At 66.9% G+C, this 13,976-nt stretch carries 12 protein-coding genes and 1 pseudogene; 4 read left to right on the forward strand and 9 right to left on the reverse strand.

Going from position 1 to position 13,976, the window contains the following annotated elements:
- Positions 1 to 29: 29 nt before the first annotated feature.
- Positions 30 to 1,523 carry an exodeoxyribonuclease VII large subunit gene (gene xseA / locus M529_RS41785; protein ID WP_031295276.1) on the reverse strand — a complete coding sequence of 498 codons (1,494 nt, stop codon included), beginning with the start codon at positions 1,521 to 1,523 and terminating at the stop codon, positions 30 to 32.
- Between the two features lie 7 nt (positions 1,524 to 1,530).
- Between xseA and purD the strand changes: the two genes are divergently transcribed.
- Both purD and M529_RS41795 read left to right on the forward strand, forming a co-directional pair.
- Entirely contained in the window at positions 1,531 to 2,808 is a 1,278-nt protein-coding gene (gene purD, locus M529_RS41790; RefSeq protein WP_021319181.1) for a phosphoribosylamine--glycine ligase, read from the forward strand.
- Between the two features lie 75 nt (positions 2,809 to 2,883).
- Positions 2,884 to 3,459 (forward strand): hypothetical protein, encoded by a 576-nt coding sequence (locus M529_RS41795; protein ID WP_021319182.1) that lies wholly within the window; start codon positions 2,884 to 2,886, stop codon positions 3,457 to 3,459.
- Here the strand turns inward: M529_RS41795 and M529_RS41800 are convergent.
- The 8 genes and pseudogenes from M529_RS41800 to M529_RS41840 form a co-directional block, all read right to left on the reverse strand.
- Positions 3,456 to 3,807, reverse strand: a pseudogene (locus M529_RS41800) (transposase); the annotation flags it as partial. The gene M529_RS41795 and the pseudogene M529_RS41800 sit on opposite strands and share 4 nt — an antisense overlap.
- A gap of 386 nt (positions 3,808 to 4,193) precedes the next feature.
- Positions 4,194 to 5,210, reverse strand: coding sequence for an NADP-dependent oxidoreductase (locus M529_RS41810; RefSeq protein WP_021319185.1), 1,017 nt, complete (start codon positions 5,208 to 5,210; stop codon positions 4,194 to 4,196).
- Positions 5,207 to 7,276 carry a 3-hydroxyacyl-CoA dehydrogenase NAD-binding domain-containing protein gene (locus M529_RS41815; RefSeq protein WP_021319186.1) on the reverse strand — a complete coding sequence of 690 codons (2,070 nt, stop codon included), beginning with the start codon at positions 7,274 to 7,276 and terminating at the stop codon, positions 5,207 to 5,209. The genes M529_RS41810 and M529_RS41815 overlap by 4 nt, the downstream gene beginning before the upstream one ends.
- A 1-nt stretch (position 7,277) precedes the next feature.
- Positions 7,278 to 8,804 (reverse strand): class I adenylate-forming enzyme family protein, encoded by a 1,527-nt coding sequence (locus M529_RS41820; RefSeq protein ID WP_021319187.1) that lies wholly within the window; start codon positions 8,802 to 8,804, stop codon positions 7,278 to 7,280.
- Positions 8,797 to 9,591 carry an SDR family NAD(P)-dependent oxidoreductase gene (locus M529_RS41825; RefSeq protein ID WP_021319188.1) on the reverse strand — a complete coding sequence of 265 codons (795 nt, stop codon included), beginning with the start codon at positions 9,589 to 9,591 and terminating at the stop codon, positions 8,797 to 8,799. The genes M529_RS41820 and M529_RS41825 overlap by 8 nt, the downstream gene beginning before the upstream one ends.
- The gene (locus M529_RS41830; protein ID WP_021319189.1) at positions 9,584 to 9,922 is read right to left on the reverse strand and encodes an EthD family reductase; all 339 of its coding nucleotides are present in this window, start codon (positions 9,920 to 9,922) and stop codon (positions 9,584 to 9,586) included. Before M529_RS41830 ends, M529_RS41825 begins: the two co-directional genes overlap by 8 nt.
- 3 nt (positions 9,923 to 9,925) lie before the next feature.
- Positions 9,926 to 10,723, reverse strand: a complete 798-nt coding sequence (locus tag M529_RS41835; protein WP_021319190.1) for an enoyl-CoA hydratase/isomerase family protein — start codon at positions 10,721 to 10,723, stop codon at positions 9,926 to 9,928.
- Between the two features lie 41 nt (positions 10,724 to 10,764).
- A complete protein-coding gene (locus tag M529_RS41840) occupies positions 10,765 to 11,472 on the reverse strand; it encodes a carboxymuconolactone decarboxylase family protein (RefSeq protein ID WP_031295279.1) in 708 nt (235 codons plus the stop codon).
- Between the two features lie 218 nt (positions 11,473 to 11,690).
- Between M529_RS41840 and M529_RS41845 the strand changes: the two genes are divergently transcribed.
- Together M529_RS41845 and M529_RS41850 are read left to right on the forward strand one after the other, a co-directional pair.
- The gene (locus tag M529_RS41845) at positions 11,691 to 12,893 is read left to right on the forward strand and encodes an acyl-CoA dehydrogenase family protein (protein ID WP_084491247.1); all 1,203 of its coding nucleotides are present in this window, start codon (positions 11,691 to 11,693) and stop codon (positions 12,891 to 12,893) included.
- Positions 12,890 to 13,972, forward strand: coding sequence for a phosphotransferase family protein (locus tag M529_RS41850; RefSeq protein WP_021319193.1), 1,083 nt, complete (start codon positions 12,890 to 12,892; stop codon positions 13,970 to 13,972). Before M529_RS41845 ends, M529_RS41850 begins: the two co-directional genes overlap by 4 nt.
- Positions 13,973 to 13,976: the final 4 nt, after the last annotated feature.

Genomic DNA, 13,976 nt, shown 5'->3' on the forward strand with positions numbered 1-13,976 from the left:
CGACAGGGGCTTTCCATCGGGTCTGGGCATCAGGAAAACAGGTCCTGCTGCCGGGTCTCGCCCTCGCCGCGCGGCTTGCGGGCGGGGCGCTGAGGGGAAGATAGGCCGGTTGGGCCGTCCGGCTCAAGGGGGGCGCCCTCCACGGTCGCGCCGACCGCCCCGTCCCTGAAGTGCAGAACGACCTGCCCGGCGGCGCGCGCGTCGGCCACGCCCTTCACCACATGCTCGCCCGCCATCACGCGGGCAAAGCCGCGCTGCAACGGCCTGTCCGGATCGAGCGAGACGAACAGGCGCGACAACCGGTCGAAGGCGGTGGCGCGGTCGGCATGGACGCGGGCCAGATAGTCCGGACGGAGTTGCAGCCGCTCGACCCGCTCCCGCGCGCGGCCCAGCGCCTGCCTTAGCAAGGCAGGCCGCAGCGCCCCGCCCGCCTGCCCCAGATGGGCGCGGGCTTCGGCGACCCGATGGCGCAGTCCGCCCGCCAGTGCATCCGACAGCTGGTCCAGCCGCTGCCGCTGGGGCGCGAGCAGCGTGTCGGGCGTCGGCATCAGCCGCGCCTGCATCTCCAGCCGCTCGCGCGCCTGCGCGGCGCCGCGCCGCACGGACCGGTCCATGCGCAGCCCCTGTTCCTTCAGCATGGCGACCAGTTCCGCGCGCACCGGCACGGCCATCTCGGCCGCGGCGGTGGGCGTGGGCGCGCGCATGTCGGCCGCATGGTCGCACAGCGTCGTGTCGGTCTCATGCCCCACGGCGGAAATCGTCGGGATGGTGCATTCCGCGACCGCCCGGACCACGATCTCCTCGTTGAAGCTCCACAGATCCTCGATCGACCCGCCGCCGCGCGCGACGATCACCAGGTCCGGACGGGGCAGCGGGCCGTCCGCCGGCATCGCCGAAAAGCCGCGCACCGCGCGCGCCACCTGCGCCGCCGCGCCCTCGCCCTGCACCAGCACCGGCCAAAGCAGCACATTGGTAGGGCAGCGGTCGGCCAGCCGGTGCAATATGTCCCGGATCACCGCCCCCGTCGGCGACGTCACGACGCCGATGGTGCGCGGCAGGAAGGGCAGCCGCCGCTTGCGCGCGGGATCGAACAGCCCCTCGGCGGCGAGCTTCGCCTTCAGCTTCTCCAGCAACGCCATCAGCGCGCCTTCGCCGGCCAGCTCCATCCGATCGATCACGATCTGATATTTGGACCGGCCGGGATAGGTGGTGAGCTTGCCGGTGGCGATCACCTCCACCCCGTCCTGCGCCGCGAAGGCCAGGCGGGCGGCCCCGCCCTTCCACATCACCCCGTCGATGACGGCATTGTCGTCCTTGAGGCAGAGATAGAGATGGCCGGACGCCGCACGCTTGAACCCGGATATCTCGCCGCGCAGCCGGACATGGCCGAACCGGTCCTCGACCGTGCGCTTCAGCCGGGCCGACAATTCGCTGACCGACAGCGGCGGCGCGTTGTCCCCTGCCCGTTCCTCCGCTAACAGGCGCCCCGAACCATCAAATTCCGCATCATATTCCGGGGACATGGGCGTCATGAACATCCTTCTGCTTGGCGGCGGCGGCCGCGAACATGCGCTGGCGTGGAAGCTGGCGCAATCGCCGCTGTGCAAGGCGCTCTATGCCGCGCCCGGCAATCCCGGCATAGCCCAGCATGCGGCGCTGGTCGACCTTGATGCGGCGGATCACCGCGCGGTGGTCGACTTCTGCATCCGCCATTCGATCGGACTTGTCGTGATCGGGCCGGAGGCGCCGCTGGTCGATGGACTGGCCGACAATCTGCGCGCTACGGGCACGCCGGTCTTCGGCCCCGGCAAGCGGGCGGCCCAGCTGGAAGGGTCCAAGGGCTTCACCAAGGACCTGTGCAGGCGCGCCAACATCCCCACCGCGCGCTACGAGCGCGTGACCAGCAAGGACGGCGCGATCGCGGCACTGCCCGATTTCGGGTTGCCCGTCGTCATCAAGGCGGACGGGCTGGCCGCGGGCAAGGGCGTCATCATCGCCCAGACGCGGGAAGAGGCGCTCGATGCGCTCGACACCATGTTCTCCGGTGCCTTCGGCGCGGCCGGGGAGGAAGTGGTGCTGGAGGAATTTATGACCGGCGAGGAAGCGAGCTTCTTCGCGCTGACCGACGGCACAGCGATCCTGCCCTTCGGCTCCGCGCAGGACCACAAGCGCGTCGGCGACGGCGACACCGGGCCCAATACGGGGGGCATGGGCGCCTACAGCCCCGCGCGCGTCCTGACGCCCGCGCTGGAGGCGGAAGTGATCGACCGCATCGTGCGACCGACGGTCGAAACGCTGGCGGCCGAGGGGATGCCCTATTCGGGCGTGCTCTATGCCGGCCTGATGCTGACGGACGAAGGGCCCAAGCTGATCGAATATAATGCCCGCTTCGGCGACCCCGAATGCCAGGTGCTGATGATGCGCTTCGACGGCGATCTCGCCGCGCTGCTGCTCGCCGTCGCACAGGGCCGGCTGGCGGAGCAGGGCCCGGTGACGCTCGCCGATCGCACAGCGCTCACCATTGTCATGGCAGCGAAGGGCTATCCCGGCACGCCCGAAAAGGGCGGCTCGATCGAGGGCATCGCCGCAGCCGAGGCGGAAGGCGCCCGCGTCTTCCACGCCGGCACGGCGGAGAAAGGCGGCAGGATTGTCGCGAATGGCGGCCGCGTGCTGAACGTCACCGCGACCGGCGACAGCGTGGGCGAGGCGCAGGCGGCCGCCTATCGTGCGGTGGATGCCATCGACTTCCCCACCGGCTTCTGCCGCCGCGACATCGGATGGCGGGAAGTGGCCCGAGAAGCGCAATAGAGCCGAATAGCGGCCCTTGCCCCGCCGCCCGATCCGTCCCTAAATAGGCCCACACAATAGGGAGGACGCAGAGCGATGCAGGAATTCTTCATGGACTATGGCCTGTGGCTGCTGATCGGCCTGCTGGTCGTGATCGGCGCCATCTTCCTGCTTTCGGGGCGGCAGAAGAAAGGCGAATCCATTTCCGTCGAGAGCGTGGCGGATGCGCCGCAGTTCCTGGCCGGCGAGCCCGCGGCGCTCGTCACGACGTCGCCTCCGCCGCCGCCGGTCGAACCGGTTTCTGCGGTCTCCCCTTCGCCCGTCCTGCCGGATGAAGCGCCCGCCGCGCCGACGGCCGCGCCCGAAGAGCCCGTTCCGGCTCCGGCGGCAGAACCGATCCCGGCCTCTCCGTCGATCGCCGCGCCCGCCACGGAGGGCGACGACCTGCTGCGGATGAAGGGCGTGGGGCCCAAGCTCAAGGCCCAGCTCACGGCGCTCGGCGTCACCAGCTTCGCCCAGATCGCCGCCTGGACCGATGAGGACATCGCGGCCGTCGACGCAAAGCTCGGCAATTTCCGCGGCCGCCCCGTCCGCGACCAGTGGGTCGACCAGGCGAAATATCTGGCGGCCGGCGACATTGCCGGGTTCGAGGCGAAATACGGGAAGCTTTAGGCTGTAGTCGATTTACCTATTTGATCCAAAAGCATGATGCTGGCGCGTTTGACGAAGCCGAGAAAGTTGGCGGCGAGTTTGTCGTAGCGAATAGCGATGCGACGGCACTGCTTGAACTTGGCGAAGAAGCCTTCGATGCCCCATCGCTGTTTGTGGGCGAAGCGATCATATGGATGCTGATATTTGCGATGGCGGCGGGGCGGGACGACCGGCTCGCCGCCTTGCTCGTAGATGAGGCCGTACAGACAGTCGGCGTCATAAGCACGGTCAGCGAGGACCTTGCCGGCCGGGGTGCCGCGGATCAGATCGCATGCGGGCGCCATGTCCATTCCGCTGGCCAAGGCCAAGCTGCTCAACCGTCTTCGCGGCCAGATCAACCCGCGACAGAAGAAGGCCCTGCTTCGCATGTTCGCTGAAGGCCCGCATGGCTTCAAAGGCGGCCTCAGCGCGGCAAACTACCGGATCATTACCGGCGCCGCACCAGCAACTACCACTCGCGATCTCGCCGCACTGGTCGAGTTGGGAGCCCTTCGCAGGAAGGGGGAGCTGAAGCACAGGCCGCCTTAGCAAAGAGTAGGGCTTTGGCCCAGCACGTCGGCAAATCGTGCTTGACGAGAATGGCCGAACGAGATTTCAGGCACCTCGGGTGGACCAAAAATCCGGGCGGGAATGGACATCAAGCGCCACGACAAGGGCAGATTTGGAATGGCGACCCCCTCGTGAAGCGCGACGATTCAGATCCGGACGATCAATGTTCCGGCATTGCGCCCGTTGAAAATGTCGACGAAGGCGTCGGGTATGCGATCGAACCCGTCCCGCAGATCATAACGATTGCGCAGCCGCCCTTCCGCTTCCCATTGTCGTATCGATGCGATCGCGGACGCATAGTCGTCGGCATAATCCCCGACAACAAAGCCCTGCATCCGAATTCGGCCATAGACAAGCTTCATCATGTCCCTTGGGCCAGCGGCCGGGATGTTCGAATCATAAGCGGCCAGCTGACCGCAGAGCAGGATGCGGCCATGGGGGGCCATCCGGTCGACGGCGGCCTGCAATATGTCGCCGCCCACATTGTCGAAGAAAATGTCGATGCCCTTCGGACTGGCCTCTTTCAAAGCCGCGGGAAGGTTCGCGGACCGATAGTCGATCGCCATGTCCGCGCCGCCTTCTTCCTTCAGCCAACGACATTTATCGGGACCGCCCGCCACCGCAATGACCCGGCAGCCCGCGATGCGGGCCATCTGGCACGCCATCGCCCCCACCGATCCGGCCGCTCCGGATACGAGGACGGTCATGCCGGGCTTTGGCTCCCCTACGGCGAAAAGGCCGAAATAGGCAGTCAGGCTGTTGGGCGAGTAAAGCGTCATCGCGTCGACCGGATCCATCCCGGCGGCGATCGGCGTAATGGGAACGGCTGCCTCATCCGGGCGCAGGACGGCATAATCCTGCCAGGGCGCCACCGCCGTTGCCCACTGGCCGGCTTCGAACCGGGCATGACGCGACGCCAGTATTTCGACCGCCGCCATGCCCCGGATCGGATCGCCGATGCCGATCGCGCCGCGATAGCTGCGTTCGGGCGGGTTCAGCCAGTTGCGGATCGTCGGCGCGCAGGAGATGATCCGCGTGCGGACGAGAATGTCTCCCTCCTGCAGGGCAGGCGCATCGAACGCCTCCTCGCGATAGGCGAAATCGCTGGCCTGTACCGCGCCTTCGGGCCTGCGCGCGAGCAGCCAGGCGCGGTTGAGGATCAAGCCCCGTCGCCGAACCGCCGCCCCGCTTCCGCCAGTCGCACGAGCAGGGGCGCAGGGCGGAAGCTTTCGCCATGCACCGCCTCGAGTTGGCGCATGTCCGCGACGATCCGGTCCAGCCCGACCTGATCGGCCCAGAACAGCGGCCCGCCACGGTAGACCGGCCAGTTATAGCCGAGCACGGCCGCTATATCGATGTCGGACGCACGCAGCGCGATGCCTTCCTCAAGAATCTTCGCGCCTTCGTTGACCACCGGATAGAGCAGCCGCGCGAGCAGCGCCTCGTCCCCCGACGTGGGGGCATGCGCGACGCCGTGGGCCGCGGCCACCTCCTTGATCAGCCTGTCTGTCACGTCAGAAGGACGCGAGCGCCGCTTCTCGTCATAATCATAATAGCCTGCGCCACGCTTCTGGCCCAGCCGACCGGCGGCGACCAGATCGCCCATCACGGTCCGTTCCGTCGCGTTCCGGCCGATGACGTCCAGGCCCACCAGATCCATCATCTGGAAATGCCCCATGGCAAAGCCGTAATCGACAAGCACGCGGTCGATCTCCGCGATCGGCGTGCCTTCCAGCATCATCGCTTCGGCCTGCGCGCCCCGTGGCGCCAGCAGCCGGTTGGCGATGAAGCCGTCGCATACGCCGCTCAGCACCGCCACCTTGCCGATCCGCTTGGCGAGCCGCATCGCCGTCGCGACCACGGGCTTGGACGTTGCCGCGCCTCGCACCACCTCCAGCAGGCGCATGACATTGGCGGGCGAGAAGAAGTGGAGGCCGACGACCCATTCCGGCCGGCTGGTCGCCCCGGCGATGCGATTGAGATCGAGGAAGGAGGTGTTGGACGCCAGGATCGCGCCCTGTCTGGCGATCCGGTCGAGCCTGGCGAAGATGTCCGTCTTGACGTCCATGCTTTCATAAACGGCTTCGATGATGAGATCGGCCTCGGCAAGCGCGGCGAGATCGAGGCTGGGCGTGATGAGGCCCATGCGCTGCTCCACCTGCGCCGCCGTCATCCGCCCCTTGGCCGCCGTCGCCTCATAGTTGCGGCGGATGGTGGCGAGGCCGCGATCCAGCGCTTCCTGGCTGGTCTCCACCAGCGTGACGGGGATGCCGGCGTTCAGGAAGTTCATCGTGATGCCGCCGCCCATCGTGCCCGCGCCGATGACGCCCACCGACCCGATGTCGATAGCGGATGTGTCGGGACCAATGTCGGGAACACGGGCCGCCTCGCGCTCGGCGAAGAAGACATGGCGCTGGGCGGCCGACTCCGGGCTGGTAACCAGCCGCTCGAACAAGGCAGTTTCCTTTGCCAGCCCTTCGTTGAAGGGGAGCCTCACGGCCGCCTCGACGGCCTCGATGATGGCGGCGGGCGCGACGACCCCCTTGAAGCGGCGCGCGTTCGCAGCGGCGAAGGCGGTGAACAGCTCCGGGCGATCCCGATCGGCCCGGAGCGCGTCGGCCCGGTCGCGTATTCGCGGCTTCGCACCCCCATCGACCATGATGCGGCGCGCGAAGGCCAGCGCCTCATCCTGCAAGGCCGCATCGTCGACCACGGCGTCGACCAGCCCGAGCGCAAGGGCTTCGGCAGCCTTGATCTGCCGCCCGGACGTGATGATCTCGAGCGCAACCTCCGCACCGACGATCCGGGGCACGCGCTGGGTGCCGCCCGCGCCGGGAAGCAGGCCTAGATGGACCTCTGGCAGGCCGACCTTCGCGCTCTGCGCCGCCACCCGATAGTGGCAGGCGAGCGCCAGTTCGAACCCGCCGCCAAGCGCCGTGCCATGGATGGCGGCAATGACGGGCTTGGGCGCATCGTCCAGCATGGTGCAGAGGTCGGGCAGGGACGGCGGCTGCCAGGGCTGGCCGAATTCGGTGATGTCCGCGCCGGCAATGAAGGTCCGTCCCGCGCAGAGCAGGACGATGGCGCCAACCGCCTCATCGTCAAATGCCTTTTCGAGTTCGGCCTGCAATCCCTGGCGGAGGGATGCGGAGAGCGCGTTCACCGGCGGATTGTCGAGCGTGATCAGGGCGACGCCGTCGGCGACGACGCTGGTTGCGGTCTGCTTCATGTCATGCGTCCTGTCTGGGGGGCGGCGCCGCGCGTCTGCGGGCGACCTCCTCCACGGCGATGGCCGCCATCGCCTTCTTGTCGAGCTTGCCGGTGGCGGTGACGGCCATGGCCTCCACCAGCACCAGATGTTCGGGCCATTTCTTGCGGGACAGGCCCTGTTGGGAGAGATGGTCGAGCAGGGCGGGCAGGCCGATGCTCCCGTCGTCCGTGCGCAGCCGACAGACGGCGCAGGCCTGTTCGCCCAACTTGCGTTCGGGCACCGCGACCACTGCCACTTCCGCAACGGCGGGATGGCGCAGCAGGGCGGCTTCGACCTCAGCCGGATCGATATTGAAGCCGCCACGGATGATCTGGTCCTTAATGCGGCCGACGACGCGCACGAAGCCCGCCTCGTCGCGGACGATTTCGTCGCCGGTCAGGTAGAAGCCGTCGGGCGTCATGCGCTCCTGCCCTGCCCCCATGCCCTGCGCATAGCCCAGAAATAGCGAAGGGCCGCGCACGCCGGCCTGCCCCCGGCTGCCGCGCGGCAGCGGGCGCAGTTCGGCGTCGAACGCCTCCTCCTGCGTGCCGGGAAAGGGGATGCCGTCGAACAGCTGGCGGCGTTCCAGCGAATGGGCTGGATGGGTGGAAGCATGGCCCATGCATTCGGACATGCCGAACATGCGCAGCGCCTTGAGGCCGAGCAGCCGGTCGGCATCCTCGATCAGCTCCGGCGTCATCGCGCTGCCGCCCACCGCCATGGCGCGCAGCGGCAGGCGGCCGGTCCATTCGCCGAGCCGGGCGGCCTCCACCATCGTGAACAGATGCGTCGGCACCGCGATCGCCCAGCCGCAGCCATAGCGTTCGGCTCGCCGCAGCGCTTCCGCCGGCACCCATGGGTCGACCAGCACCAGCGGATGCCCCAATGAAAGCGCGAAATGCGCCGTGAAAGTGAAACCGGGCGCGCTGTCGAGCGGGACGATGCCCAGGATCGCGTCGTCCGGTTGCAAACCCGCAATGGCAGCGCAGGCGCGGGTCGCGTAATTCAGGGCTTCGGGCCCATGCATCACCCCCTTGGGCACGCCGGTGCTGCCGGAGGTAAAGCCGATGAGCGCGGTGTCGCGATCGCGCGGATCAGTCGACCGGTCGCCGACGACAGCGGCCACCTCGGGCAGGGCGCTGCCAGCGCCGCTCACCTTGGCGGCATGGCCGAGCGAGGATTCGAGTGTGGCAAGATCGCCCGCCCCGAGTTTCGGCGATACGGGGCAGAAAGTCGCCTGCATCGAGGATACGGCAAGCGCCGTGGCGATCGTCGCGGAGCTCTTGTGCCCGGTGACGAGGACGCGGTCGCCCGATCCGACTCCCGCGCCTTGCAGCAGGGCTGCGATCTCGACCGCCTGCCCTCGCAGCTCTTCCCGGCTCCACAGGCGGTCGTCGCAATCCGCCAGGGCAAGCGCGTCCGGCGCGGCCTCGGCAAGGCGGGCGAATTGCGGCCAGAGCCGCTCGGCGTCCCATTCGAACGCCGGATGACTTTGCTCTTCAGGCAAGGGACTGCCCTCCGTCGACCAGGAAGGTCTGACCCGTGATGAAGCTGCCCGCGTCCGACGCCAGCAGGGCCAGCGTGCCTGCCACTTCGTCCGGGCGACCGAAGCGGCGCATCAATATGCCTGCGCGCGTCTTTTCCTGAATGGCGGGATCGAGCGTTTCGGTCATCCCGGTCTCGATCGAACCGGGCGCGATGGCGTTGACGCGGATGTTGTGACCGGCCCATTGGGCCGCGAGATCGCTGGTCAGGTGAACGATCGCCGCCTTGCTGGTGGTGTAGGGAACGACCTGCCCTGCGTCCGGCTGATAGGACAGGAAGGCGCCGACCGACGCGATGTTGACGATCGCACCGCCCCCCGCCGCGATCATGTGGCGCGCGGCGTGCCGGCAGGCGAGGAAGGTGCCGGTCACATTGACGTCCATCACCTTCTGCCAGCCTTTGAGCGGGATATCCTGCGGCAGCCCCCACCAGGACGCGCCCGCATTGTTGATGAGGATGTCGAGCCCGCCCAGCCGTTCGACCGTTCCCGCGACCGCCGCCTCCACCGATGCCTCGTCAGCGATGTTGCAGGAAAGGCCGACGGCCGGAACCCGGAACCGCTCGGCTATGCCGGCGGCCAGATCGGCGCAGTCGGCCTCCGTGCGGGACGCGAGGGCGACGGCGCAACCGAGGTCCGCCAGCGTCGCGGCCATCGCTTCGGCCAGCGCGCCGCGTCCGCCGGTTATGAGCGCGCGTTTGCCGTCGAGGCGGAATTGAGCGGCGGTGAAACCGGGGTTCCAGTCAGCCATGATCGTCTCCGGCAAGCAGATCGACTTCATCGGTGATGAGGATGATGCGCCGACCGCCCATGCCCTTCGTCTGGGCGGTCGCCGCCTTCCATTCGGGCGAGGCGAAGGCGGCGTCGAGCGCCGCCTGATCAGCGAAGGTCAGCACGGCGTGGCCGTCCCAGCCGGGCGCTTCCGGATTGTCATAATCCTTCGTCACCGCGCCATGCCGATAGGCCAGAAGGCCCGGCAGCACCCTGGCGGCGTCGGCATGCGGCCCACGCCACCAGGTTGTGAACTGCTCGTGCGTCCAGTCCTGCGGCCGGCTGGCCAGGACGACCATGCTGACCGCCATGGCTTACTTGCCCGTCCAGACCGGCTGGCGCTTCTCGAGGAAGGCCGCGACGCCTTCCTTCGCATCGGCGGAGTGATGCACCACGTTGCAGGTCATGGTTTCCAGCGTGATGAGAGAGTTGGTGTCGGCGTCCATGCCGCGATTGACCGCCATCTTGGTCATCCACATGCAGAAGGGGCTCTTGTCGATCAGCGGCGCGCAGAAATCCTGGATCAGCTGCTCCAGCTGGTCGCTGGGCGCCGAGGCGTTGCACAGGCCCCATTCGACGCATTCCTTGCCGGACAAGAGCTTGCCGGTCAGCATCAGCTCCTTCGACTTGCGCATGCCGATATAGCGCGGCAGGCGATAGATCGGACCGGCGCCGCCGAACAGGGCGCGGCGGATGTGGAAGTCGCCGATCTTGGCGTCGTCGGCGGCAATGCCGAAGTCGCACGAGATGAACAGCTCAAAACCGCCGGCAACCGCGTAACCCTCGACGCAGGCGATGGTCGGCTTCTTCATATTGTAGATCTTGTCGTAGGTGCGCGCGGAGTCGATCGCGAGCTGAAGCGAGGTGCTGGTTTCGTGCAGCACCGGCCCGACGAGCTGCCCCAGGTCCGCGCCGGCGCAGAAGGTATGGCCACGGCCACGGAAAACGACCGCCAGCACCGAATTATCCTCGGCCGCTTTGTCCACTGCCGCCTCGAGGTCGCGCAGCAGCTGGGGGCTGACGCAATTCTTCACATGCGGGCGATTGAGCCAGATCGTGCAGATGCCGTTGTCAGCCACTTCATATTGGATGACGTCCTTTTCCGGTTCCATGTAAGTCTCTCCTTGGCAAAGATGTGAAAAGATGTGTCGTGTCAGCGGGCGATGCCGCCTTCTTCAGGCGGGGCAAGCATGCCGCCCACCGCCATCCAGGCGGCGATCCCCGCCGACGGAACGGCGCAAAGCACCGCTTCGGCAATTTCCTCGTCGGAGGCGCCAGCATTGCGGGCGCCGCGCACATGGGTCGCGGCCATGGGGCTGTATCCCGCCGCCAGGATGGCCAGCAGGAGCAGTTCGCCATGTTTGGGCGAAAGCGGGTTGGCGTCGATACTGCCCCGCCGCATCAGATAATAGGCGTCCGCCGCTTGGGGCACGAGGCGTATCAACACGCCGAGCGGTGGCGGGATGTTCCCTGCCCAATAGGCCCGAAAATTGGCCTCCGCCTCCCCCTCCGCCGCCGTGGGCAGGGATTGCGGGTCCGGCGCCTCGACGTCGCCGAAACTCTCCTCGATGATCTGCGCGAAATCGAGCGCCGCAGCCTCGCCGCGGAGGCTGGACAGCACGATGAGGCCTGCGGTCGCCTCCTTGGAGGTCAGGCCAAGCATTACGCCGCGTTCCAGCTCCCGGCGCGCAAGGGGCAAATGGCGGCGATCGACGGCAGCCACCGCTGCGAACAGCGCTTTGAGACGAGCCGGCACCGCGCCGTCCGATTCGATCACTGATCGGAAAATGTCGTATCCTGCAAGCGTGTACGGCGCATAGCCCCGCAACAGGGCGACATCCATCAATGGGCTATTCGTCATCGCTTGCTCTCCTGCGACCCAGATGATCGACCGACTGGTCGGGCGTCAACCGAAAATTTCTTCCCTGACCAGTTTGACAGCCGACCAGTCGGTCGAGTAGTTATTGCTCGACCGATCGGTCGGGTGAGCGCTAGAACATGCGCAGGCCGGCTCGAATCCGGCGGCGTAAATGGAGCGGATGCGTGGATTTCGAACAGTCGGCTAAATCCAGGGAGTGGATGGAACGCGTCCGCGCTTTTATGGAGGAGCACATCGTTCCTGCCGTTCCCGTCTATCATCAGCAGTCGGCCGCGATCGATCGCTGGACCGAGATTCCGCCCGTGTTCGACGAACTCAAGGACAAGGCGCGGGCGGCGGGGCTGTGGAACATCTTCATGCCGCCATCTGAGCATGACGACGAATTTTTCACCAGCGTCGGCCTTACCAACGTCGAATATGCGCCGATCGCCGAGCTGATGGGTCGGATTTCCTTCGCCAGCGAGGTGTTCAACTGCATGGCGCCCGACACCGGCAATTTCGAGGTGCTGCATCGCTATGGCACGCCCGCGCAGAAGCAGCGCTTCATGGTGCCGCTGCGCGACGGGAAGACCCGGTCCGCATTCCTGATGACCGAACCGGCCGTCGCCTCCTCCGACGCGCGCAATATCCAGACCGAGATTCGCCGCGAGGGCGGCGACTATGTCATCAACGGCCGGAAATGGTGGTCGTCGGGCGCCGGCCATCCGCGCTGCGACTTCTTCATCGTCATGGGCAAGACCGACCCGGACGCCGCACCCTACCGGCAGCAATCGATGATCCTGGTGCCGCGCGACACGCCCGGCGTCACGATCGTCCGCCACCTCCCCGTCTTCGGCTACGATCATGCGCCCCACGGACATTTTGAAGTCGCCCTGGAAAATGTCCGCGTGCCTGCGGAGAACATGCTGCTGGGCGAAGGCTGCGGCTTCGAGATCGCGCAAGGGCGCCTTGGCCCCGGACGGATCCATCACACGATGCGCAACATCGCGACGATGGAAGTCGCGCTGGAAAAGATGTGCCGCCGCCTCCTCTCGCGCCGGGCCTTCGGCAAGGCGATCGCCGAACATTCGGTCTGGGAAGAGCGGATCGCCCGCGCCCGCTGCGAGATCGAAATGGCGCGCCTGCTGTGCCTGAAGGCCGCGCATAGGATGGATACGGTTGGCAGCAAGGCCGCGCGCGCCGAAATCGCGATGATCAAGATCGCTGCCCCCAAAATGGCGCAACAGATCGTCGACGACGCCATCCAGGCGCACGGCGGTGGCGGGGTGAGCGACGACTTCGGCCTGGCCGAGCTTTGGGCGAACACCCGCATCGTGCGGCTGACCGATGGGCCGGACGAGGTGCATGAACGCCAGCTCGCCCGTATGGAACTCGCCAAATATGCAGAAAGGGCCGCATCGTGAGCGCTGCGCAGCCTGCCGCCACGATCGGCTCGACGGTCGATGTCGCCATCAACAGTGCGTTCGACGAGACGCGTCTTGCCGCTTATCTGACGGGCCGGATCGCCGATCTTTCCGGACCCATGCGCGTCCAGCAGTTCGAGGGCGGCCAATCCAACCCGACCTTCCTTCTGTCGACGCCGGACCATCGCTACGTCCTGCGGCGCAAGCCTGCGGGCGTTTTGCTGAAATCCGCCCATGCGGTGGATCGCGAATATCGCATCACCAAGGCCCTGCACCAAGCCGGGCTGCCGATCGCCGAGCCGCTGCTGCTGTGCGAGGATGAGGATGTCATCGGCAGCATCTTCTATGTGATGCGCTATGTTCCCGGACGCAGCTTCTGGGACCCGCGCATGCCGGGCCTCGACCGTGCGGAACGCGCCGCGATCTACGATTCCGCGAACGAAACGCTCGCCCGGCTGCATATGGTCGATTTCGCGGCGCTTGGGCTCTCCGACTATGGCAAGCCGGGCAATTATTTCGCGCGGCAGATTTCGCGCTGGTCGCGGCAATATGATGCCTCGCGCACCCGCGACATCCCGGAGATGGACCGGCTGATAGACTGGCTGCCCGGCGCGATTCCAGCCACAGAAGAACGCACCACGATCATCCATGGCGACTATTCCTTCCACAACCTGCTGGTCCATCCGACCGAGCCGCGCGTTTCCGCTGTCATAGACTGGGAACTGTCGACTTTGGGCGATCCGCTCGGCGACCTCACCTATCATATGATGGAGTGGTTCAGGCCGGAGGGCGTGGATGTGCGCGGAACCCTGCGCGGCGCCGATCTCGCCACACTCGGTATTCCAAGTGCGGAGGACTATGCCCGGCGCTACTGCGAGCGGACCGGCCTTCGCGGCGATCCAACGCACCCCTTCTACCGCGCCTTCAACCTGTTCCGGGTGGCCGCGATTTTGCAAGGCATCGCCGGGCGGGCGCGCGACGGCGTGCAGACCGCAAGCAATGCCGGAGACATCGTCACACGGATCGAACCACTCGCCAAGGCCGCCTGGCTGGCAGCGCAGGAGGCCGGCGCAGTCTGATCTT

Origin of the sequence: Sphingobium ummariense RL-3 (assembly GCF_000447205.1) — a bacterium.
GTDB lineage: Bacteria > Pseudomonadota > Alphaproteobacteria > Sphingomonadales > Sphingomonadaceae > Sphingobium > Sphingobium ummariense.

Excerpts from the sequence above, each read along its gene's own strand:
- M529_RS41845 (WP_084491247.1), top strand. The coding sequence starts at position 11,691 with ATGGAACGCGTCCGCGCTTTTATGGAGGAGCACATCGTTCCTGCCGTT.
- purD (WP_021319181.1), top strand. The coding sequence starts at position 1,531 with ATGAACATCCTTCTGCTTGGCGGCGGCGGCCGCGAACATGCGCTGGCG.
- M529_RS41825 (WP_021319188.1), bottom strand. The coding sequence starts at position 9,591 with ATGGCTGACTGGAACCCCGGTTTCACCGCCGCTCAATTCCGCCTCGAC.
- M529_RS41830 (WP_021319189.1), bottom strand. The coding sequence starts at position 9,922 with ATGGCGGTCAGCATGGTCGTCCTGGCCAGCCGGCCGCAGGACTGGACG.
- M529_RS41840 (WP_031295279.1), bottom strand. The coding sequence starts at position 11,472 with ATGACGAATAGCCCATTGATGGATGTCGCCCTGTTGCGGGGCTATGCG.
- M529_RS41795 (WP_021319182.1), top strand. The coding sequence starts at position 2,884 with ATGCAGGAATTCTTCATGGACTATGGCCTGTGGCTGCTGATCGGCCTG.
- M529_RS41835 (WP_021319190.1), bottom strand. The coding sequence starts at position 10,723 with ATGGAACCGGAAAAGGACGTCATCCAATATGAAGTGGCTGACAACGGC.
- xseA (WP_031295276.1), bottom strand. The coding sequence starts at position 1,523 with ATGTCCCCGGAATATGATGCGGAATTTGATGGTTCGGGGCGCCTGTTA.
- M529_RS41815 (WP_021319186.1), bottom strand. The coding sequence starts at position 7,276 with ATGAAGCAGACCGCAACCAGCGTCGTCGCCGACGGCGTCGCCCTGATC.